Annotated in this window: 19 protein-coding genes; 10 read left to right on the top strand and 9 right to left on the bottom strand. The window is 65.4% G+C overall.

The genetic code is table 11. The features are described 5' to 3' along the window. The first annotated feature begins 126 nt into the window (after positions 1-126). From API01S_RS13315 to API01S_RS13330, 4 genes are all read left to right on the top strand, one after another. Entirely contained in the window at positions 127-1,695 is a 1,569-nt protein-coding gene (locus tag API01S_RS13315) for a xylulokinase (protein ID WP_050728619.1), read from the top strand. A gap of 145 nt (positions 1,696-1,840) precedes the next feature. Continuing rightward, positions 1,841-2,782, top strand: coding sequence for an ABC transporter permease (locus API01S_RS13320; protein ID WP_039882394.1), 942 nt, complete (start codon positions 1,841-1,843; stop codon positions 2,780-2,782). A gap of 18 nt (positions 2,783-2,800) precedes the next feature. Beyond that, positions 2,801-3,766, top strand: coding sequence for a sugar ABC transporter substrate-binding protein (locus API01S_RS13325; protein ID WP_006215955.1), 966 nt, complete (start codon positions 2,801-2,803; stop codon positions 3,764-3,766). 74 nt (positions 3,767-3,840) lie between these two features. After that, entirely contained in the window at positions 3,841-4,581 is a 741-nt protein-coding gene (locus API01S_RS13330; protein WP_061304756.1) for an ATP-binding cassette domain-containing protein, read from the top strand. Positions 4,582-4,688: 107 nt separating this feature from the next. On the opposite strand, the gene API01S_RS13335 is transcribed toward API01S_RS13330, so the two are convergent. The 3 genes from API01S_RS13335 to API01S_RS13345 all read right to left on the bottom strand — a co-directional run bounded on the left by API01S_RS13335 (position 4,689) and on the right by API01S_RS13345 (position 8,418). Continuing rightward, a complete protein-coding gene (locus API01S_RS13335) occupies positions 4,689-4,970 on the bottom strand; it encodes a peptidylprolyl isomerase (protein ID WP_006215953.1) in 282 nt (93 codons plus the stop codon). 144 nt (positions 4,971-5,114) lie between these two features. Continuing rightward, positions 5,115-7,247, bottom strand: coding sequence for an ATP-dependent helicase (locus API01S_RS13340; RefSeq protein WP_050728621.1), 2,133 nt, complete (start codon positions 7,245-7,247; stop codon positions 5,115-5,117). A 154-nt stretch (positions 7,248-7,401) separates the two neighbouring features. Beyond that, positions 7,402-8,418: an amino acid ABC transporter substrate-binding protein gene (locus API01S_RS13345; protein WP_039882393.1), complete on the bottom strand. Its 1,017-nt coding sequence runs from the start codon at positions 8,416-8,418 to the stop codon at positions 7,402-7,404. Positions 8,419-8,581: 163 nt separating this feature from the next. Between API01S_RS13345 and API01S_RS13350 the strand changes: the two genes are divergently transcribed. Next, on the top strand, positions 8,582-9,703 hold the full coding sequence (locus API01S_RS13350) for an FUSC family protein (protein ID WP_061304758.1): 1,122 nt from the start codon (positions 8,582-8,584) through the stop codon (positions 9,701-9,703). Between the two features lie 19 nt (positions 9,704-9,722). On the opposite strand, the gene API01S_RS13355 is transcribed toward API01S_RS13350, so the two are convergent. Continuing rightward, positions 9,723-10,664: a LysR substrate-binding domain-containing protein gene (locus API01S_RS13355; RefSeq protein ID WP_084802424.1), complete on the bottom strand. Its 942-nt coding sequence runs from the start codon at positions 10,662-10,664 to the stop codon at positions 9,723-9,725. Positions 10,665-10,885: 221 nt separating this feature from the next. Here API01S_RS13355 and API01S_RS13360 point away from each other — a divergent pair, with 221 nt between their 5' ends. Genes API01S_RS13360 through API01S_RS13370 form a run of 3 tightly spaced genes read left to right on the top strand, consistent with a single transcriptional unit; the run spans position 10,886 to position 14,046 of the window. Further along, the gene (locus API01S_RS13360; protein ID WP_050728624.1) at positions 10,886-12,115 is read left to right on the top strand and encodes a metal-dependent hydrolase family protein; all 1,230 of its coding nucleotides are present in this window, start codon (positions 10,886-10,888) and stop codon (positions 12,113-12,115) included. Positions 12,116-12,148: 33 nt separating this feature from the next. Next, positions 12,149-13,501 carry an MFS transporter gene (locus tag API01S_RS13365; protein ID WP_050728625.1) on the top strand — a complete coding sequence of 451 codons (1,353 nt, stop codon included), beginning with the start codon at positions 12,149-12,151 and terminating at the stop codon, positions 13,499-13,501. Beyond that, a complete protein-coding gene (locus API01S_RS13370) occupies positions 13,501-14,046 on the top strand; it encodes a GAF domain-containing protein (RefSeq protein WP_061304762.1) in 546 nt (181 codons plus the stop codon). Before API01S_RS13365 ends, API01S_RS13370 begins: the two co-directional genes overlap by 1 nt. A gap of 65 nt (positions 14,047-14,111) precedes the next feature. Here API01S_RS13370 and API01S_RS13375 read toward each other — a convergent pair whose 3' ends face one another. Genes API01S_RS13375 through API01S_RS13395 form a run of 5 tightly spaced genes read right to left on the bottom strand, consistent with a single transcriptional unit; the run spans position 14,112 to position 19,865 of the window. Beyond that, entirely contained in the window at positions 14,112-16,415 is a 2,304-nt protein-coding gene (locus API01S_RS13375) for a xanthine dehydrogenase family protein molybdopterin-binding subunit (protein ID WP_061304764.1), read from the bottom strand. Positions 16,416-16,451: 36 nt separating this feature from the next. Then, positions 16,452-17,141, bottom strand: a complete 690-nt coding sequence (locus tag API01S_RS13380) for an N-carbamoylsarcosine amidohydrolase (protein ID WP_061304767.1) — start codon at positions 17,139-17,141, stop codon at positions 16,452-16,454. After that, entirely contained in the window at positions 17,138-18,211 is a 1,074-nt protein-coding gene (locus API01S_RS13385) for a hypothetical protein (RefSeq protein ID WP_061304769.1), read from the bottom strand. Before API01S_RS13385 ends, API01S_RS13380 begins: the two co-directional genes overlap by 4 nt. A gap of 44 nt (positions 18,212-18,255) precedes the next feature. Then, the gene (locus API01S_RS13390) at positions 18,256-19,092 is read right to left on the bottom strand and encodes an alpha/beta fold hydrolase (RefSeq protein WP_061304771.1); all 837 of its coding nucleotides are present in this window, start codon (positions 19,090-19,092) and stop codon (positions 18,256-18,258) included. Continuing rightward, positions 19,089-19,865 (bottom strand): maleate cis-trans isomerase family protein, encoded by a 777-nt coding sequence (locus API01S_RS13395; RefSeq protein ID WP_050728631.1) that lies wholly within the window; start codon positions 19,863-19,865, stop codon positions 19,089-19,091. Before API01S_RS13395 ends, API01S_RS13390 begins: the two co-directional genes overlap by 4 nt. A gap of 271 nt (positions 19,866-20,136) precedes the next feature. Between API01S_RS13395 and API01S_RS13400 the strand changes: the two genes are divergently transcribed. Beyond that, positions 20,137-21,294 (top strand): FAD-dependent monooxygenase, encoded by a 1,158-nt coding sequence (locus tag API01S_RS13400; protein WP_006215938.1) that lies wholly within the window; start codon positions 20,137-20,139, stop codon positions 21,292-21,294. Positions 21,295-21,387: 93 nt separating this feature from the next. After that, entirely contained in the window at positions 21,388-21,942 is a 555-nt protein-coding gene (locus API01S_RS13405) for a (2Fe-2S)-binding protein (protein ID WP_061304773.1), read from the top strand. Positions 21,943-21,959: the final 17 nt, after the last annotated feature.

The raw sequence follows: 21,959 nt of genomic DNA on the forward strand, positions 1-21,959 counted from the left end.
ATCAACTGATAGGCTTTTCGGTGCTGCGCCGCAGCGTGATTCAAGGCTCTTCGCGTTTCCCCTTAGCGCTCGTCCTGGCAGTGAAATGACGCAGCCCGATCGCTCGCTGAAATACAATCGCCCGCTATGTCCGACCGCCCGATTGCCGACCCCATTTCCCCTTCGTCACCCCGCCACGCCCATGTGCTGGCCGTAGACCTGGGCGGCACCCGCTTTCGCGCGGCGCTGGTGGACGAGGATGGCCGCATCGCGCACGCCTGCGCCATCGACAGCCCTGCCGGCACGGGCTTGCAATCGGGCTGGGATGAGATCGACGCCAACGAATGGTGGCGCGGATTGCAAACCCTTTGCGACACCTTGGCCCAGCAAGCGGGCGCGGGCTTCGATGCCGTTGCCGCCATCGCCATCTGCGGCGTCACCCGCACTCAGGTATTCGTCGATGCCGACGGCGCGCCGATCCGCCCCGCGATCACCTGGCGCGATACCCGTACGGCGGGGGACGTGGCGCAATGGTTGAGGGGCATGTCGGGTGACCATCCCGAGGCCGCGCAGATCAACGCCTTTCATCCTTGGGCGCGCGTGGCGTGGCTGCTGCGGACCGAACCCCAACACGCGGCGCGTGTGCGCGTCGTGCTGGAACCGAAGGACTACCTGAACTTGCGCCTGACCGGGCGGGCCGCCAGCGATACGGTGTCGATGGCCCGACTGGCGGCGGCGGCTCGGGCGCAGGGCTCTTCGGGCGACCTGCTGACCGCCGTGGGCGCGGCCCCGTCCTGGGTGCCGCCCTTGCTGGATCCGCTGGCCCTTGTCGGGCAGGTCCAGCCGGGCCTGCCGGGCGCGCTGGGCAGGCTGGCGGGGCGCGGCGTGGTCGCCTGCTCGAATGACACCTGGGCCGCCGTCGCCGGACTGGGCGCGCTGCGCCCGGGCTACGCCTACAACATCTCGGGCACCACCGAAGTGTTCGGCGCGGTCGGCGCCGAGCCCGTGCAGGCGCAAGGCTTGATGACGGTGGATTGGGGCAAGGGCAATCACCAGATCGGCGGGCCGGGCCAGAACGGCGCCGACACCATTGCCTGGTTGCTGCCCTTGCTGGGCAAGGCCAGCAGCGCCGGGCGACACGACGAGCCGGGCATGGCGGGCGTGGGCGAGGCGATGGATGCGCTGCTGAACGCGCCCCGCGATCCGCAGCCCGCGCTGTTCCTGCCTTATCTACAGGGCGAGCGTGTGCCTTACTGGGATCCGCAATTGCGCGGCGCGTTTGTGGGCCTGAACCGGCGTCACGGCCCCGGCGATCTGGCGTGGGCGGTGCTGGAGGGCGTGGCGTTTCTGAACCGCACGGTGCTGGCGCGCGCCGAAGCCGCATTGGGCGCGCCGGTTGCAGAGATCCGCTTTGGCGGCGGCGCGGCGTCCAATCCGCACTGGTGCCAGGTCAAGGCCGATATCTGCGAACGCGCGGTCGTGGTCGGGCAGGCAGATCAGCCGGGGATCATCGGCGCGGCCGCCGCCGCGTGGACGGCGCTGGGCCGCTACGACAGCTTTGCGCAGGCCCAGGACGCGCTGGCGCGACCCGCGCGACGCTACGATCCCGACCCGACGCGCCGCGACGCGTACACCCGCTTGTACGAACAGTTCCGTGCGGCCGAGGCGGCGCTGACGCCGGTATCGCACGCCTTGTCGGCATTGCGCCTGCCGTAAAAACCCTAAGTGCGCGGGCGCGGCAAAGCCGCCCTGTCCGGCGCTGCCCGGGTATAAACTCCTACGCCAACAGGGCGCCTACGCCCGGCAGGTGGTGGATAACCCTTGCATGACAACGAACACCAACGCAGCAAGGGTTGAGTCGATGCGCGGCATCCTGGAAAAGTACGGCACGGCAATCGCGGGATTGGTCCTGGTGGGCTTCTTCGCAATCGCCGCCCCTAATTTCGCGGCGCCCAATAATCTGTTGAACATCGCCAAGGAAACCAGCTTCCTGGCCATCATCGCCATCGGCTTCACGCTGGCGCTGGTGACCGCCGAGCTGGACCTGTCCGTGGCCGACGTCGCCAGCCTCAGCGCCGTGGTGACCGGCGCGCTGGTGCATACCGGCCAACCGGTGCTGGTCGCGATCGCGGCCGGGCTGGGCGTGGGGCTGTTGTGCGGGCTGGCCAACGGCATCGCCGTCACGCGCCTGCGCGTGCCTTCGCTGATCGCGACCTTGGGCATGGCTGCCATGGCGCGTGGCTTTGCCTTCATGCTGACCGATGGCGTGTCCTACGTGGGCCGCTGGCCCGCCGCCTTTACCGACCTGGCCCGCGCCAAGCCCTTCGGCATTCCGGCGCTGGTGCTGTGGATGCTGGGCATCGTGCTGGTCGCCTACTTCCTCATCAAATGGACGCGCACCGGCGCGCGCATGACGGCCACGGGCGAGGCCGGCGAATCCGCGCGGCTGGCGGGCATCAACATCCGCGCCATGAAAAGCATCGGGCTGGCGCTGTCGGGCCTGTGCGCGGGCATCGCCGCCGTGCTGCTGACCTCCAGCCTGTCGTCCGCCGCGCCCAATATGGCCGGCGACTACTTCCTGTATGCGATTGCCGCCGTGCTGCTGGGCATGACGATGTTCAACCCCGGCCACGCCAACATCGCCGGCACGCTGGTTGCGGCGCTGATCCTCAAGGTGCTGGGCAACGGCCTGGTGCTGATGGGCGCGCCGTACTACGTGCAGGACATCGTGCTGGGATTCATCATGATCGCATCCGTCGCGGTGTCATCGGCCGTGCTGAAGAAAGCGGCTTTCAAATTCTGATCCGAAGGGGAAACCACCATGAAGCAGTTGATCAAGCGCACCTTGCTGGCCGGCGCTTTCGCCGCGCAGGCGCTGGCCGCCAGCGCCGCCCACGCCTTTGACGTGGGCATCGTCGCCTTCCAGATGTCGTCCGAAACGCATGCCCGCGTGGCTAACGCCGCCGCGCAGGCCGCGCGCGACAAGGGCTGGACGGTCACGCAGCTGAACGCCGAAGGCTCGCTGCCCAAGCTGGCCGAGCAGTTGGACACGCTGGTCAACAAGAAGGTCGACGCCATCGTGATCGCGATGGGCAAGCCGGTGGAAACCGACGCGCAGTTGCAGGCCGCCAAAGAGAAAGGCATTCCAGTGGTGGGCGTGATGTCCGGCGCCAGCCCGCACATGCTGTTCGACGTGGAAGTGAACGAGTACGCCACCGGCGCGCAGTCGGTGCTGTACCTGCTGGGCAAGATGGGCTATCAGGGCAACATCCTGTCCGCCCGCTTCGATGGCAATTCCGGCACGCGCATACGCGGCAAGATGCTGGACGCCGTGCTGACCGAAAATACCGCCGTCAAGGACCTGGCCAAGTTCAGCATGGCCCGCACCCAAAGCTGGCGCGACGACGTGCGCAACGGCATGCAGGCCTTGTTCCTGCGCCATCAAGGCCAGTTCAAGGGCGTGTGGGCCTCGTTCGACGGGCAGGCTTACGTCATCGACGATCTGCTGCAAGCGCAAGGCATGAAGAAGGGCGACATCACGCTGGTGTCGGTGGATGGCGGCCCGGAAACCTACCGCCGCATCGCGGACCCGAACAGCCTGATCACCGCCACGATGATGATCCCGTTCGAGCAGCTGGGCGCAAGCGCCATCGATTCCATCGACCGCATCGTCGTCAAGAAGGAACCGAAGGAGACGGTCGCCGCCGGCCCGTACCTGTTCATGGATTCCGTGCTGGTCGACGCCACGAACGTGCAGAAATTCCTGCAACCCGCCGCCGCCAAGTAAATGCATCTGAAGCAGGCCGGCGAGATCCCGGCCAGCCAGATCCCATCCTGATGACCCCAGCCAGCGTGACTCCCATGACCACCGCATTGTCGCTTCGCCAGATCCGCAAATCCTACGGGGCCGTCGAGGCCCTGAAAGGCGTGGACCTGGACGTGCCGCAAGGCAAGGTCATGGCCATCTGCGGTGACAACGGCGCGGGCAAGTCCACCTTGATTCGCATCATCTCGGGTGCGCAGGAACCCACGGGCGGTGAGCTCTCGCTGGACGGCAAGGCAGTCACGTTCCGCTCGCCGCATGACGCGCTGGTGCAGGGCATCGCCACCATCTACCAGGACCTGGCGCTGGCGCCCCGGCTGTCCATCTGGGAAAACGTCTTCATGGGCGCGGAACTCGTGCGCCGCGTGGGGCTGCTGCGCGTGCTGGACAAGCGCCGCATGGCCGATGAGGCACGCGGGTACCTGCAACGCCTGTCGGTGCCCATCGACGATATGGATCGCCCCGTCGAACGCATGTCCGGCGGCCAACGCCAGGCCGTCGCCATCGCCCGCGCGCTGCGCTGGAACGCGCGCGTGGTCATCATGGACGAACCGACCGCCGCGCTGGGCGTCAAGGAAACGGCGCTGGTCCTGAACCTGGTGCGCAAGCTGCGCGAAGAAGGCCGCACCGTGATCCTGATCAGCCACAACATGGCCGACGTGGTCGCATTGGCCGACCGGGTCGCCATCCTGAAAGGCGGCGTCAAGGTGATCGAGCGCGACATCGCCGGACTGGACGCCGACGCGCTCGCGCACCGCGTGATGACGGGCAAGGACTGAACCGCGCGGGCTGCCGCCGTCACGCATCAGGCAAAAAAATCAGGCAAAAAAAAAGGCCGCCGCCGGGTTTCCCCTGGCGGCGGCCTTTTTGCGTGCAGCAGCGGGACTTAGTCCTGGCGGCTGGTCACTTCAACCAGGTGGTAACCGAACTGGGTCTTGACCGGGCCTTGCACCACGCCGACGGGGGCGCTGAACACGACGGTGTCGAATTCCTTGACCATCTGGCCCGGGCCGAAGGTGCCCAGGTTGCCGCCGTCGCGGCTGGACGGGCAGCTGGAGTTTTCCTTGGCGACTTGTGCGAAGTCAGCGCCGTTTTCGATGGCGGTCTTGAGTTCGTTGCACTTGGCTTCGGTGGAAACGAGGATGTGACGGGCGGAGGCTTGTGCCATGAGGGGCTCCTAGCGGAATGGATTGGGGAGGGGAGAGTAACGCATTTGGGCGTGCTCGCTACGGTGCAATCATAAACTGGCTTTCAGCGCGCCCATGTTGCGGGGATTAACGTTCCGTTACGCCCGTACCGCAGCCGGAATGCGTTACGCCAACCACTCCCGAAACGCCTCCAGATCCATCCCGCTGGGCACATACCAGACCTTGCGCGTCTTATCCCACTGCGCGCCCAGCGCCTTCACCACGTCCCGGTTGGCGTACGCAACCTTCAGATCCCGGTGCCCCACCGCCTGCACGGGTGCGGCCATGTTCCGGCGCAGCGCGGTGTCCGCGCGTTTCTGCGTGCCGGCCAACTGCATGCGGGCAATGAATGCGCTGCGCCGCGCTGCGTCTTGCGTTGACACCAGCGTCAGGCGCGACTTGGTCCGGGTGGCCGCCACGTAGAACAGATTTTCTTCTTCGCGGGCGTGGCGCAGCGGATCGGGAAACGCGTCGGCATCCATGAAGGGCAGGATGACGTGTTCGAATTCCTTGCCCTTGACGTTGACGATGCAATCGATCTGCACCGTGTTCTTGCCGGGGCGCGCCCCGACGAAGGCTTCGGCCGCGCCGATCCATTCCGAGAATTCGCGCAGCGTCTTGCCGGACGCCTGCGCCGAGGCGATGAAGCCTTCGACCGACCGGGTGACCACCGACGCTTCGTAAGGATGCACGTACAGGCGCTTGGCCAGCTTCTCCATGTCCATCAGGTCGCACACGGATTGCAGCGCCAGGTAGGCGGGCGTGTCGGTTGCCAGCTCGCGCAGGTGCGATACCGCTTCCGAGATGCGCGTGCGCGCGGCGGGGCTGCCGACCCGCTGGATCTGCCCGCTGAAAAAATGCTTCAGCGCCGACGGCTCTTTCGCCAGCGTGGACTGCGCTTCCCGCAGTTCCTGCGGCGTCAGCGGCACTTCGGCAAATGTGGTCAAGGCTTCCACGATGGCCTCGCGCGTGGCTGGCGCGGCCACGTGATGAAAATCGTCCAGCGCGATAGCCAGCATGCCGCGCAGGAACAGGATCTCTTCGCGCAGCAGATAGCTTTTCATCGTCAGCGTGCGGTAGGCGACGCCCGCGTTCATCAGCGCGTTTTCGATTTCGATGGACTGGTGCGCATCGCGCAGCAACACGCAGCACTGGTCCAGCGGCTTGCGGCCCTGCTTCCACTGCAAGAGCGCGCGGGCGACCTCTGCGCCGCACGCGCCGGGCGTGTCGGCGTAGGTGGTTTCGTGAATCTCGGTGCGCAACGGCAGGTTCGAATCCACGGGCTTTTGCTTGAAGGCTTCCATCGCGTAGGCTAGATGCGGGCCGTGGCGGTAGGTCATCGTCAGCGGATAATTCGCGCAGTCGGGAAAGCTCGCGCGGATGCGATGTTGCAGGAACGATTCGTCCGCGCCCAGGTGGGAATAGATCACCTGGTCCTTGTCACCCACGCCGACGAAGTAGGTGACGTCCACGTGCAGCAGCGCTTCGATGATGCAGAAGGACGCTTCGTTGATGTCATGCAGTTCGTCGCATAGCACAAGCTTGTACGGCGTCAGCACGTCGCGCGGATCAGGCGATGATCGCAGCAGGCGGGCCAGATCGTAGGTGGCGTCGAAAAAGCCCCTGGCATCGACATAGCCGAACACATCAACGCGCTGCTTTTCGTACTCGACCGCCCAGAGATAATCGGTGATCGTCACGCCCGCGCTTTCGGCGATGGTCAGCGCGTCGGCCTCGTCGTCGGGCGCCAGCCGCATCGTGGCTTTGAGCTTGAGCAGGCTGTCCAGGAACTGGCTGACGGCGGTGTTGTGGGTGCGGATATCCAGCAGCTCCGCGTATTGCGGGTTGTTCGTCGCCACGTTCTCCAGCGCGTACAAGGCGTAGGCTTGCTGCTCGCGCGTGGACGGCAGACTCTCGGGCTTGCCGTCTTCAATCCTGGCCAATACCCGCTGCGCATACTCTTCAACCGTTTGCACATTCACCCGCCGCGCCGTGTTGTACGCGATGCCGACGTCGGTCAGGCGCGTTTGCAGCACCTGGCGGGCTTCGTCGGTGAAAGTCAGCGCCAGGATGTCTTCGGGCGGCAGCCCCCGGGTCAGGGCTTCGCCGATGCGCAGGGCCAGGGTGGTGGTCTTGGCGGCTCCCGCGTTGGCGATGACAAGGCTGGTCCGGCTCCGCGAGGTCTGGATCCGGGACTGTTCTTCGGTGGGAACGAATCCGGCGGGGAAGAACTGGGGGGCGGGGGAGTTTGTCGTCATCTAGGCAAAAAGGCGCGAGCAGGGATGTCGCAGGGGAAGACGCCAGTGTAACGATTCCAAAAATCGGGTCCCCAACGCAAACGGCCGGCCAGCGCACGCAGCGCCAGCCGGCCGTTGGGCCATCAGCAGGAAGATGACGGCGGATGCGCCCGGATCAGCGCACCGGCCACCCATACATCAGGCCGCCATCGCGGTACGACGCGTTCAAGCCGCGCGACAGCTTGAGCGGGCTGCTGGGGCCGAGGTTCTTCTCAAAGCTCTCGCCGTAATTGCCGATGTGCTTGATGATGTTGTAGGCCCACTTGTCGTCTACGCCCAGGTTCTTGCCCATGCCCGGCGTCACGCCCAGCAGGCGCTGCACGTTCGGGTTGGTGCTCTTGAGCATCTCGTCCACGTTCTTGGACGTGACGCCGTATTCCTCGGCTTCCAGCATGGCGAACATCGTCCAGCGCACGACGTTGAACCATTGTTCGTCGCCCTGGCGCACCATCGGGCCCAAGGGTTCCTTCGAGAAGTTCTCGGGAAGGATGTCGTACTGGCCCGGGTTCTCCAGGTTGCTGCGCGCGGCTGCCAACTGCGACTTGTCGCCGGTGAAGGCGTCGCAGCGTCCCACCGCGAATGCGCGGATGATTTCGTCCAGTCGTTCGACCACGACCGGCTTGAAGACGATGTTCTGCGAACGGAACCAGTCCGCCAGGTTCAGTTCCGTGGTCGTGCCCGGCTGCACGCACACGGTGGCGCCGTCCAGCTCTTTGGCGCTCTTCACGTTCAGGGACTTGTTCACCATGATGCCCTGGCTGTCGTAGTAGTTCACGCCCACGCCGATCAGCCCCAGCGTGGTGTCACGCGTGAGGGATAGCGTGGTGTTGCGCGGCAGGACGTCCACTTCGCCGGACTGCAAGGCGGTAAAGCGTTGCACGGCGCTGACGGCCATGATCTTGGATTTGGCGGGGTCGCCGAACATGGTGATGGCCAGCGCGCGGCACAGGTCCACGTCCAGGCCGATCCAGCCGCCCTTGCTGTCATTGACCGAGAAGCCGGCGACGCCGGTCGAGACGCCGCACTGGACGAAGCCTTTGTTCTTGACGCTGTCGAAAGTCACGCCGGCCGTCGCGGCCCAGGACGAAAGGAATAGGGCGGTGCCTGCCGCAACGTGCTTGAGTGCTTTCATGGTGTCTCCGCGCTGGGCGCATAGGTATTCTTTCGGCTGGTAAGCCGAGGTGCGCGGAATGGTAGCCATGCGGCCTGGGCGGGAATATCAGGGAATTCCCGTTAAATCCACTGGGCGGAATTTTGGGGGGGTAATCCTTGGCAGGCCGAAAGAGGGGCGATGGATGAACCAGCAAGATCAACCGGAAGAGGCAGGCGGCGAGCGGCCGCGACGTGGCTTCGTCAAGCAGCAGGTGCAAGGGACCTGGCGCGAGCTGACCCGGGTCAACAGCAGCGACCGGCGTTGGGAGATGCCGTTTGCGGCGGCGCTGTCGTCCGGCCTGCCCTTGATGGTGGGCGCGTACTTTGGCCGCATGGACTATGGCCTGATGTCCAGCCTGGGCGGCATGGTGTTTCTCAGCCTGCCCAATTCGTCCTTGCAGCAACGCATGATGATGCTGCTGGCCGCCTCGTTCGGCATGGTCGCCTGTTATGCCGTCGGCGCACTGACGCAATTCTGGCCCACCGCCATGATCGCCGCGCTGACGATCATCGCCATCCTGGTGAACATGGTGTGCCGCTGCTACCGGCTGGGGCCGCCCGGCAGCCTGTTCTTCATCATGGCCACCGCGATCGCCGCGTATACGCCCGGCCGTATCGAGGACGTGCCCTTGCGGGTAGGGATGGTGGCGCTGGGTTGCCTCGTCGCGTGCCTGGTGGCCTTTGCCTACAGCCTGCACATGACGCGCGTGGCGCCGCCCGCGCCGGATGCGCCGCCGCCCAGACCCACGTTCGATTTTGTTGTGTACGACTCGATCATCATCGGCTTGTTCGTCGGCATTTCATTGCTGGTGGCGCAATTGATGGACCTGCCGCGCCCGTATTGGGTGCCGGTCAGCTGCTTGGCGATCATTCAGGGGGCCAGCCTGTGGGCGGCGTGGAACCGCCAGCTGCACCGGATATTGGGTACGGCGCTGGGCTTGTGCGTGGCGTGGGCGTTGTTGAGCCTGCCCTTGAATGTCTGGACGCTTAGTCTCGTGATGATGGCGCTGTCCTTCGGCATCGAGACGCTGGTGGTCCGGCACTACGCCAGCGCGGTCGCGCTGATCACTCCCCTGACCATCTTCCTGGCCGAAGCGCCGCATCTGGGCCAGGGCTATCCCGCCGATGTGATCGAGGCGCGCTTTGTGGACACGGTCATCGGCGCGTTCATCGGCGTGCTGGGCGCGGTGCTGCTGCACAACCAGCGCATCCGGCCACGTCTCACCCGCTGGATGCGCGTCGTGCTGCCCACGCGCGTCAATTGAGTCCGGGGCGAGCGCGGGGTCAAGGCGCTGGGGTCAGCCCCGCCACGCAATAGGGACAATCCGGTTCGGGCTGGCGCTTGTTGGGAACGCCCGAGCTCGCCCCATGCAAGCATTCGTGCGACAGCCATTGGCTCAGGCGGTCGTAGCTTTCCATATTGCTGCGCCAGTTCGGTGCGCACAGGTAATACCCCAGCGGGCTTTCGAAACTGCGGTCGAATACGTCGACCAGTTGCCCGGTGGCCAATTCCTTTTCGATCAGGCAATGCGGCATCAGCGCCACGCCGAAGCCTGAAGAAGCCGCCTGGATAATCATCGAAAACAGATTGAAGCCGGGGCCGAAGCGCGCGCGCTCATAATCGCCGAGATACGTGGAAAACCAGTATTCCCACGACAGCGGAATCTCGATGTGCTGCAACAGCGTGCACTGCTTGATGTCTTCCAGGTCGCGGATGGGATGCTGTTCCAGATAATCGGGCGAACAAACCAGCCGGGTTTCGCGTCCCGTCAGATACTTGGCGTCGCCGTCGTGCCAATCGCCGTAGCCATATTGGATCGAAGCGTCGAAATCCAGCTCGGTGCTTTTGTAATCCGCGACGCTGTAGCGCACGAAATTGACCGAGATATCGGGATTGAATGCGCGAAAGGTTTTCAGCCGGGGAAACAGCCACTGCGCCGCAAAGGTGGGCGCGGCCGATACGTTCAATGATTTTGCCGACTGCTGCGTGGCCATGACCTGCGAGGTGGCGCTTTCCAGCGTATGCAGCGCTGGCCGGATCAGGCTGAGATAGGTGGCGCCCATGCGCGTCAGTTGCAGCCCGTTCGTCGCGCGGATGAACAGCGCGTGACCCAGATAGCTTTCCAGCGTGGCGATGTGCCGGCTGATGGCGCTTTGCGTCACGAACAATTCCTTGCCCGCCTTGGAAAACGACAGATGCCGCGCCGCCGCGGTGAACGCATTCAATTCAGAGAGAGTGGGGCAGCGACGTCTCATAGCGGTATGAGGAAAGCGGGCAGGAACAAATGCGGAAGGGGGGATCGCAGGGGGTATGAGTATTGCTCATAAGGCTGTTCGAATTTGTGTCGAACGCCTAAGGGGAGACCCGGTATCGGACGTTTGGATTGTACCGGTAGAGTTCGCCATGCTGAATTTCCTGCATGTTGAACGGATAGCGTGATTTATTTATGAAGCCGGTTGTTGTTAAGAATTGCAAGATCTTGAATACGCGCACGTTGGTCCTCGAAGAGGCCGCCAATGTGTTGATCGAAGAAGGGATGATTGCCCGCATCAGCGCCGATGAACTGACGGCGCCGGACGCCGAAGTGGTCGATGCCAAGGGCATGACCTTGATGCCCGGCATGATCGACTGCCACGTGCACGTGGTGGCCTCGTCCTTCAACCTGGGCCGCGTGGCGGCGCTGCCGAACGCCTTGGCGCTGCTGCGCGCGCTGCCCATCATGCAGGGCATGCTGGACCGTGGCTTCACGTCGGTGCGCGATGCCGGCGGCGCGGATTGGGCGCTGGCGCAAGCCGTGCTGGATGGCGTGATCGACGGCCCGCGCCTGTTCTGCTCGGGCAAGGCCCTGTCGCAGACGGGTGGCCACGGCGATTTCCGTCCGCGCAACGACGAACTGGACCCGTGCCCCTGCTCGGTCAAGATTGGCAACATCGGCCGTGTGGTCGATGGCGTGGACAACTGCCGCCTGGCTGTGCGCGAGGAAATCCTCAAGGGCGCAACGCAGATCAAGGTCATGGCGTCGGGCGGTGTGGCCTCGCCGAACGATCCGATCCAGAACCTGGGCTTCTCCGAAGCCGAGCTGATCGCGATTGTCGAAGAAGCCAGCAACGCAAACACCTATGTGATGGCGCATGCCTACACGCCGCGCGCCATCTCGCGCGCCGTGCGTTGCGGCGTACGCACCATCGAACACGGCAACCTGGTCGACCGCGAGGCCGCCGAGGTGATGAAAGCGCACGGCGCCTACATGGTGCCCACGCTGATCACCTACGAAGGCCTGGCCAACGACGGCGAGCGCTATGGCCTGCCGCTGGACTCGGTCAAGAAGATCGCCACGGTCCGCACCCAGGGCCTGAAGGCGCTTGAGATCCTGGACGAGGTCGGCGTGAAGATGGGTTACGGCAGCGACCTGCTGGGAGAAACGCATTACATGCAGGCCGACGAACTGGTGCTGCGCGGCCGCGTGCTGGGCAATGCCAAGGTGATCCAGCAAGCAACCTTGATCGGCGCCGAGATCCTGAATCAACAAGGCCTGCTGGGCGAAGTGTGCGAAGGCGCGCACGCCGACCTGCTGCTGATCGACGGCAATCCGCTGGACGACATCTCCCTTCTGACCCAGCCCGATTCCATCAAGCTCATCATGAACCGCGGCTTGCTGCACAAGAACGCCTGCTGACGTTCTTTCACTTTTTTTCCGGAAATTCCCATCATGTATTCCGTATCGGACCGCCTGGAGCGGCTGCCGTTTTCCAGCTTCCATTTCAGGCTGCTGTTGATAGGCGGCCTGGGGCTTGCGTTTGAAGCGCTGGACGCCGGCATCATTGCCTTCATCATTCCCTCGTTGCGCACGCAATGGGGCCTTTCCACCGGCCAGATCGGCTGGATCGCCAGCAGCACCTACGTGGGCTTTCTGGTGGGCGCGCTGTTCTCGGGCATCCTGGGTGACCGCTACGGCCGCAAGAAAATCATGATGTGGGCCTTGCTGCTGTTCTGCGTGGCCACGTTCATCAATGCGTTTGCACGCAACTATCACGAGTTCTACATCCTGCGCATGATCGCCGGCATCGGCATGGGCGCGGAAGGCGCGATCATCGCGCCGTACCTGGCGGAATTCGTCAGCAGCAAGTATCGCGGCCGCTTCACGGGCGCGCTGGCGGGGTTCTTCTCGTTCGGCTTCGTGCTGTCGGCGCTGCTGGGTTACTTCATCGTGCCCATGAGCGACGATGGGTGGCGCTGGATCATGGTCATCGCCTCGGTGCCCGTGATATTCCTGCTGTGGTGGCGCAAGTCGCTGTTCGAGTCGCCCCGCTGGCTTGAGCACACGGGCCAGACGGCCGAGGCCGACCGCATCTGCTCGGCCATCGAAGCCGAGGTGCAGCAAAAGCTGGGCCGTCCGCTGCCCACGCCCGTCGCCACGCGCCGCGCCCCGACGCAGGCGGAAGATCCGCAAAGCGCGTGGGACAAGCTGGGTTCGCTGTTCTCGAAGCGGTATCTGGGCACGACGGTGCTGGTCTGGGTGTTCTGGATCACCGTGCTGTTCTGCTACTACGCCTTCCTGGTGTGGATCCCCAGCTTGCTGGTCGAGCGCGGCTTCACTATCACGAAGAGCTTTTCGTACACCATCCTGATCTACCTGTCGCAGATCCCCGGCTATTTCTCCGCCGCGTACTTCAACGACAAGATCGGGCGCAAGTACACGATCCTGGCGTACATGCTGCTGTCGTGCCTGTCCGCGCTGGGCCTGGCGCTGGCCAGCGGCGAGCAGCAGATCATCATGTTGAGCATGCTGCTGTCATTCGGCATGAACGGCGTGATTGCCGGCCAGTACACCTACACCGCCGAGATCTACCCGACGTCGATCCGAGCAACCGGCATGGGCGCGGCATCGGCCTTTGCACGGATCGGGTCGATTGCATCGCCCACCATCGTGGGCGTGGCGTATCCGGTGCTGGGCTTTGCCGGCGTGTTCGCCATGATGACGGCCATCCTGCTGGTGGGCGGGCTGGGCATTCTGTTCTTCGGCAAGAACACGCGTGGCGTGGTGCTTGAGGCGATCCACTGATGGCGCAGGCATCCGCATTGGCGCCGTGGGCGGCGCACGCGCGCGCGTTGGGCATGGCGCCCGACCGCGACGCGCAGTGGCAAGCAGTGTCGGCGCTGCTTGCCGAGGCGTTTGGGCATCAGTTGTTCACCGCGCTGCTGTATCTGGAAGAGCAGCGGCTGATGAAGCGCCTGTACACGTCTGACGAAAGCATCAGCCCGCTGGGCGGCTTCAAGGCCACGGGCAACGGGCCGTGGTCGCGCCATGTGCTGGAGCAGGGCCAGATGTATGTGGCCAGCAACGAGGACGATGTGCGCACGGTGTTTTCCGAAGCGCCCATGCTGATCGAACGCGGCCTGCAATCGGCGTTCAATATTCCCGTGCGCTATCAGGGTCGCGTGGTGGGTTCGTTGAACATGCTCGCTGGCCGCCACGCCTATGACGGCGTGGACCGGGAGCTGGCGGCGGTGATCGCCGGGATGTGTGCGCCCATCTTCGTGGCGGAAATGCAGGACGCACAGGCGGCAGCCGCGCAGATCGATCGCGCGGGGCTGGATAGCGTTTGAGTGATCAGGTGGCGAGCATGGCGGGCCTTGCCGCCTGCCATGCCGCGCATCGCTGATGCAGTTTCTTATGCCGCTAGCGCCGCATGCACAGCCTGCGGCGTAAACGGGGCTTCATAGAAGCGCTTGCCGGTGGCGTCGAACATCGCGTTCGCAATCGCGGCCGGGCCGGGCACTGACGCCGATTCGCCCGCGCCCATTGGTGGCTCGTCCTGGCGCGGCATCAGCAAGACTTCGATGGGCGGCACGTCCTTGAATCCGATGATGGGGTAGCCGCCCCATTCGCGGCTGACGACGCCGGCCTCATCGAAATCAACTTTTTCAAGCAGGCAGCGGCTCAGGGTCTGGATGACGTTGCCGTGTACCTGATGGCGCACGCCGTCCGGGTTCACGATCATGCCCGTGTCCTGGCCGACGACGATGCGTTCGACGCGCACGCGGCCCGAGGCCGGGTCGACGCTCAGGTCGATCACCCACGCGGCCCACGCCGCGCCAAAGCCGGGAAACTTGCTGTGCACGTAGCGCGCGTAGGCAACGCCTCTACCGCGCAATAGGCCGTCGGCCTGTGGCTTGCCCCGGCTGCCCCTCGCTTGCGGCGTCCAGCCCGCCTGCTTGGCGGTGGCTGCGATCAGCGCGGTGGCGCGCGTGTCGTCCAGGTTGCGCAGGCGGTATTCAACGGGATCGACGCCTGCGGCCTCGGCCAGTTCGTCGATCATGCAGTCATGTGCGAAGGAATTGGGCAAGGCGGACACGCCCCGCAGCCACGACGCGCGCACCAGCGGCGGCATGTCGTGGCAGACCACGCGGCGCGCGGCGTAGCGGTACGGGGGCGTGGCGGTGCGGTCGCCCATTTCCAGCGTGCGCGGCTCGCCCGAGACGACGCCCGTCAGCAGCAAGGCCAATAGCGGCGCGTCGTTGGACGGGTAGCGTACGGCGAAGTCGACGGCCAGCAGCGTGCCCTGCGCGTCGATGGCCGCGCCCACGTCCATCAATTGCCCGGTGCCTTTCGGTTCCCATTGGTGCTCTTGTTCGCGCGACAGTTGCACGCGCACGGGCGCGCCGACGGCGATTGACAGCAGCGCGGCATCGGCGCAGACGTCGTCCGCGCAGTTGCGGCCATAGCAGCCGGCGGCCTCCAGCCGGATCAGGTCGATCTGGCCTTCGCCCAGGTTCAGCAAGCGGTCCAGGTCGGTGCGCAGCATGTGCGGGTTCTGCGTGCCGGTCCACACGGTAAGCCGGCCATCCTGAAATTCAGCGACAGCGCACGACGGGCCGATCGAGGCGTGCATCTGATACGGCCATACATAGGTGCGGCGCAGATGCGTGGCGGCTTGCGCGCAGGCGGCGTCCACGTCGCCCTCGTCGATCAGCGGGCGCGCGCGGGCGGGTTGCGCGCGGATGGCGGCGGCCACGTCGGCAAGGCTGGGCGCGGGCGCGGTGGGCTGCCAGCGCACCTTCAGCGCCCGCATCGCGGCGATGGCCTGTTCTTCGCGGTCGGCCACCACGCCGACGAAATCGCCTTGCACCACCACCTGCACGTTGCCAGGCAGATGCGCGACCGAGGCGTGGTCCACGTCGATCAGGCATCGGCCGATGAAGTCACCGGCATCGCGCCCTGGATGCGGCGGACGGACGACGCGGCCGTGGCGCATGCCGGGCACGCGCACATCGTGCACGAAGCTCAGTTCTCCGGTGGCCTTGGCCGGGATGTCCACGCGCGCGACGCCCTGGCCGACGATGCGGTATTCGCTGGCGGGCTTGAGGCGCACGGGCTGATCGGGCGGCAGCAAGGTCAGGCGAATGTGTTGGCCGATCAGCAGGTCGCCGTAGCTGAGTCGGTGCGCCTCGCCGTGGGGGGCAGCATCAACGGGTTGCACTACGCCATCGCGCACGTGCAGCGCGTCGCGCGGGAGGTCCCAGCGCTGTGCCGCCAGCATCAGCAGATGCTCGCGCGCCTGCGCGGCGGCGCGACGCAAGGGCACCGCAGAGATCTGGATGCTGGCGCTGGCGATGGTCGGGCCTTGGTTGGGGGCGGCGTTGGTATGGCCCAGCACCATGTCCAGCCGCGACAGGGGCACGTCGAGTTCTTCGGCAACGATCTGCGCAAGCGACGTGCGGATGCCGGTGCCCAGGTCCACGTGCCCGTTGAACGCCAGCACGCGCCAGCCGGGCGAGGGCAGGTCGTCGGCGATCAGGCCGGCGTCGCGCACGATGGCGATGAAGATCTCGGGGGTTGGCTGGACGTAGTTCGATGCGCTTCCCGGCTGGCCCGGCGCCGGCTTGGGCGGCGCGGACGGCTCGCGCACGACGAGCAGCGCGTCGGGGTGCGCAAGCAGCGCGCCGGGCAGCAGTTGAGGCTGGGGCAGGGGCATGAAGAAGAGGGTCCGGATCGGTAGCCGATTATGCCGCTATCGCGTCGCGCCCGGCACTGGGGCATTTCCCAGCGCACGCGTCTGCGTCAACGCCTCGTCCATGGGCATGACGGCGGCGTATTTCTGCGCCATGTCGAACAGGTTTGCATCATGCGGACCAATGGCGCGGTCGCCGCAGCAATCGGACACGACCAGCGGCCGGAAGCCCGATTGCATCGCGTCCACCACGCTGGCGCGCACGCAGCCGCTGGTCACGCAGCCGGCCACCAGCAGCGTCTGCACGCCGCGCTGCGCCAGCCACGGGGCCAGCATGGTGCCAAAGAAGGCAGACGGCGTGCTCTTGCGCACCACGTATTCGCCGGGCGCGGGGGCCAGTTCCGGCACGATGGCGCTGTTGTGGCTGTCTTCCTTCAACGCCAGCATGGCGGGCACTTTCAGGCAGAAGATATTGCTGTCGGCGTCGTCGTCCGAAAACACGATGCGGCTGTGCGCCACGGGCCAGCCGGCCTGGCGCGCGTGGGCCAGCAGATGCCGCGTCTGCGCGATGGCCGGCGCGATGTTGCCGCCGCCCAGCACGGCCGGGTCGGCAAAGCCGTTCACGAAGTCCACGATCAGCAGACCGAACGGTGCCTTGAGAGGCAGCGGCGTGCCGAAGCCCTGGCGCGTATAGGCGGAAATGTCGCCGGGCACGGCGTCGCTGGGGATGGTTTGCGATGAGGCGTTCATTTGTTGTCCTTGCGGCGGGCGGCATGGGCCAGACCGGGTTCGTCCTGCACCACGCCGTGCGTCACGACGGGCTGACCGTCCAGCGCCACGCTGCAATGGCGCATGGGGATGTCGATATGGCAGGCGGTGGTGCGGCTGCCGCCCGCTTCGTTGTTGGGGCCCATCGACCACAGGAAATTGCCTTCGAAGGCGCGGGCGTCCATGCCGATGTGGGCTTCCTTGTTGTAGTGCGCCAGCATCGACCACTGCGCGCGCGGTTGCAGCCCCCAGCCGACGTGCGACACGGCGTAGGCTTCGGGGTCTTCATACGCCGCCATGTATTCCTTGAGGATGTCGGCCTGCAAGCCGCCGTTGATGCGCGTGACGTAGCCGCGTTCGATGACCAGCTCGATGGGATCGGTGACGTAGTCCTTCATGGGCAGCAGGATGTCACCCCGGTCCAGCACCACGCGGCCATGGCTTTGGCCTTCGTTGGGCCAGGTCAGCACGAAGCCGCTGGGCCAGTGGTCCCAGCGGCCCGGCTCGTCCACGAAACCGTATTCAGAGATGGCAGGAAATTCGCCCAGCTGGCAGCGCAGGTCGGTGCCGGCGTCTGACGTGATGTGCATCTGGCTGGCCGCCTGGATGCGCTTTGCGGCGGCTTGCACGCGGCTGCGGTCGGCCTCGGTGGGCACCAGCCGGCACAGCACTTCGGGCGGCTCGATGGCCAGCAGAATCTTGGTGCCCGTCTGCAATATCTCGTGCTGCTCGGGCGAGAACAGCAGCGTCATCAGGTCCAGCACCAGATCGCTGGCGTTGAGCGCGGCGATGGCGGCAGGGTTGCCCGTCAGCGGCGTGGCGCCCAGGTACGCGAGCGCGTCGCGGCTGATGGATTTTTCGGCGTTGACGGGCGGCAGGTCCAGCCGGTTGACGCGTGCGCCCAGGTCGGTGGCGGCCGCGATGGCGCAGCGCAGCGTTTGCGGGTGCGTGTCGGCGCCGGTCAGCACGGTGACGATCTGGCCGGCCTGGAGCCGCGACAGCGTCAGTACCTGCTTCCAGGCGTGGATCAAATCGATATCGCTGACGGACATGGCAAGTTCCTTGGGGTTCAGCAGCGCAAAGGGAAGAAGGCGGATCAGTCGATGGGGCAGCCGAGGAAGTCGCCAAAGGCCCGGTAGAAACCGGCTTCGTTGTCCCACGGAATCATGTGGCCTGCGCCGGGCACGCGCACGTGCTGCGTCTGCGGCGCCAGCCCCTGCCATTCGGCCACGTCGTCATCGCCCACGACACCGCCCTTTTCAGCGGTCATCAACAGCAGCGGGATCTTGATGGCGGGCAGGTCGGCATGGATGTCGTCGCGGCCGAAGTCCTCGAAGCTTTGCACGATGGCCGGTTCGAAGCAGGTGTGCAGCCATTGCGCGCGCAACTGGCGCTGGGCGTCGGTCCAGGTGGGGCAGAAGGCCAGCATGTCCTCGGCGCTCATGCCGTGCGTGGCTTGCCGGATGGAATCCACGTACCACGCCAGGTTGGCCGGGTAGGGGCGGCGGCCCGGACCCGAGACGGGCGGGTCCACGATGACCAGGCGCGCGAGGCCTTCGGGTTGGCTGCGCGCCGCGCGCACGGCGATGCGGCCGCCCATGGAATGGCCCACCAGCGCGTAGTCGGTCAGGTGCAAGGCTTGAGCGAAGGCCGTGACGTCGGCGGCTTGCGCGTCCAGTCCGTAGTCCAGCCCGGGGCCCGATGCCGACAAGCCCCGGCCGCGCACGTCCAGCACATAGGTGTCGAAGTGGCGTCCCAGGTGTTCGGCGACAAAGCCCCACGTGACGGCCGGGCTGGTGATGCCGGGAATGAGGATGACGGCGGGGCGGCCGGCGCGCTCGCCCGTGGCGCCGCCGTAGCGCAGGTAATGCTGGCGGATGCCATTGGCGTGTACGTTGCCGCCGTACAGATAGGTGCTGGTGGATTGCGTCATTGTGCGTTCCTGGAATAGGGGTAAGCGCCCGAGAGCAGGGCGCCTGCGCCGGGCACCACCGGATCCAGCCCGAGTTCTTTCAGGATGGCGTAGGTGGTGGCGATGGAGGCGGTCAGCACGGGCTTGCCGGTTTCCGCTTCCACTTGCGAGACGGCGGGCAGCGAGGGCATCTGCACGCAGGCGGACAGCACGATCACATCGGCGTCGGCCACGTTCATGCCAGCGACGATGGCCGGCAGCTTGGCGGGGTCGTGGCGGCCCACTTCCAGGTTGTCGGGAATTTCCAGGGCGCGCCAGTCGACGATCTCGAAGCCTTCAGCGGCGATGTAGTCCATGACGAGTTCGGTCAGCGGCACCATGTAGGGCGCGACCAGCGCGATCTTCTTGGCGCCCATGACGTGCAGCGCTTCGACCAGCGCGCCCGCGCTGGTGATGACGGGCGCCGACGCGCCGTTCTCGGCCGTGCGTTCGGTCAGGCGTTGTTGCGAGACGCGGTGATAGCCGCGTCCCATGGCCATGATGGCCACCAGGCAGGCATAGCCCAGCACGTCCACGCGCGCATCGCTCAGTTCCAGCGCGCACCGATCGCTTTCGGCGTCCATGGCGGCCAGCTCTTCCTTTTGCACCTTCTTCATGCGCATGCGGCTGGAGTGGAAGGTGAAGCGGTCGGCGGGGCGCAGCGACGAATGCGCCTGCAACATGGCGGGCACTTCGGTTTCCATCGTTGTGTTGGAGCTGGGGACGATCTGCCCAATTCGGAATGTCTTGGTCATGAAGAGCCTTGAAAAGCGTCGGGACTAGGGTTTTCGATAAATTCAAAAGAAGCGTATACGCTCTATTCTTGCAAAGAGCGACGCAGAAGGCCAGCCCGGTTTCCGTAGTGGTTTTCACCTAATAGGGTGAAAAATATGCACTATTTTGGTGATGCGTCTTGGGGTTTACGCTTGGATTGCACATGAGGTGTATCCATAAATTAAGCGTGTACTTCATAATTTTGCAGAATTCGCTTGAACAGTCTTTCACCATCCAGCAAGGAGAAGTTCCGTGTCTACATCCCCTCGTATCGCCATCGTCGGCGCGGGTCTGGGCGGCGCCGCCACCGCCGCGCTGCTGCTCAAGCAAGGGCTGAACGTCCGCGTCTACGAGCAGGCGCCCGGCTTTTCGCGGCTGGGGGCCGGCATCCATGTGGGGCCGAACGTCATGAAGATCCTTCGGCGCATCGGTATCGAGGACGCGCTCAACGCGCAAGGGTCGCATCCGGACTTCTGGTACAGCCGTCATTGGGAAACCGGCGACATCCTGGCCCAGATTCCGCTGGGCGATTACGCCGTCAAGGAATACGGCGCGTCCTACCTGACCGTGCACCGGGGCGACTTCCACGCCTTGCTGGTCGATGCCCTGCCCAAGAGCGTCGTCGCCTACGACAAAAGCCTGACGCGCGTGGAAGATCGCGGCGACGTGGTGCTCATGCACTTTGCCGACGGCACCTCTGAAGAGGCCGACATCGTGATCGGCGCCGATGGCGTGAATTCCCGCATCCGCGAAGAACTGCTCGGACCCGAGCTGCCCAAGTACGCCGGCTATCTGGCGCACCGCGCCGTGTTCCCCACGCCGCAGACCAAGGCCGGCATGCTGCCCTTCGATTCCTGCGTGAAATGGTGGAGCGATGATCGCCACATGATGGTCTATTTCGTGACCAGCAAGGCCGATGAGCTTTACTACGTCACCGGCGTGCCGGTGGAACACTGGGACCTGAACGACCGTTGGCTGCCCAGCAGCAAGGATGAAATGCGCGAAGCGTTCAGCGGCTGGCATCCCACGGTGCAGGCCTTGATCGACGCCACGGTCGACGTCACCAAGTGGTCGCTGCTGGAGCGCGATCCGCTGCCGCTCTGGAGCCGCGGCCGCCTGGTGTTGCTGGGCGATGCCTGCCACCCCATGAAGCCGCACATGGCGCAGGGCGCCGCCATGGCCATTGAAGACGGCGCCATGCTGGCGCGTTGCTTCAAGGAGGTGGGCGTGGACAATCACGAGCTGGCTTTTGCGCTGTACGAAGCCAACCGCGCCGAACGCGCAAGCAAGGTGCAACGCATTTCGCACGACAACACCTGGCTGCGCACCAATGAGGATCCGTCCTGGTGCTTCGGCTATGACGTGTTCAACGAACCGCTGGTGGACCCGAAGGCGCGCGCCGCGGCCTGATGCCTGTCCGCCGCGCGGGCACAGGGGCTTGCCCCCTGGCCCGCGTCGCGGCAACCTTCGTACTTTTCGAACCGCGAGCCTGCGCCACGCCCCATGGGATCCTCAGTCAATTCAAGCACCGCCCCACGCCCGATCCGCTTGAACGTCAACGGATGCGAGTGCGACGTGCCCGCGTCGTCCGACACGGCGTTGCTGCACGTGCTGCGCAATGACCTGGCGTTGAACGGGCCCAAGTATGGTTGCGGCCTGGGCGAGTGCGGCGCGTGCACGGTATTGATCGACGGCGTTGCGGCACGCTCTTGCGTGATCCCGGTCAGGGCCGCGCAGGGCAGGGCGGTGACCACGCTGGAAGGCCTGGGCACGCGCCAGCAGCCCGGGTCTACACAACAGGCGTTCATCGACTGCCAGGCGGCGCAGTGCGGCTACTGCCTGAACGGCATGATCATGACGGTGGAGGCGCTGTTGCGCCGCAATCCCAATCCTTCCGAGGAAGCGTTGCGCAACGAACTGCATCACAATCTTTGCCGCTGCGGCACGCATGTGGAAATCATGCAGGCGGCGTTGCGGGCGGTGCGCTTGCGTGCGGGCGGCGATGGGGCATCAGGCTTGATCGCGCCGCATGCCGTGGACGGCGGGCCTGCACGATGAACCGGGACGCCCTGGGG

Origin of the sequence: Achromobacter piechaudii NBRC 102461, from assembly GCF_001571245.1 — a bacterium.
In the GTDB taxonomy this organism is placed as follows: Bacteria; Pseudomonadota; Gammaproteobacteria; order Burkholderiales; family Burkholderiaceae_B; genus Achromobacter; species Achromobacter piechaudii.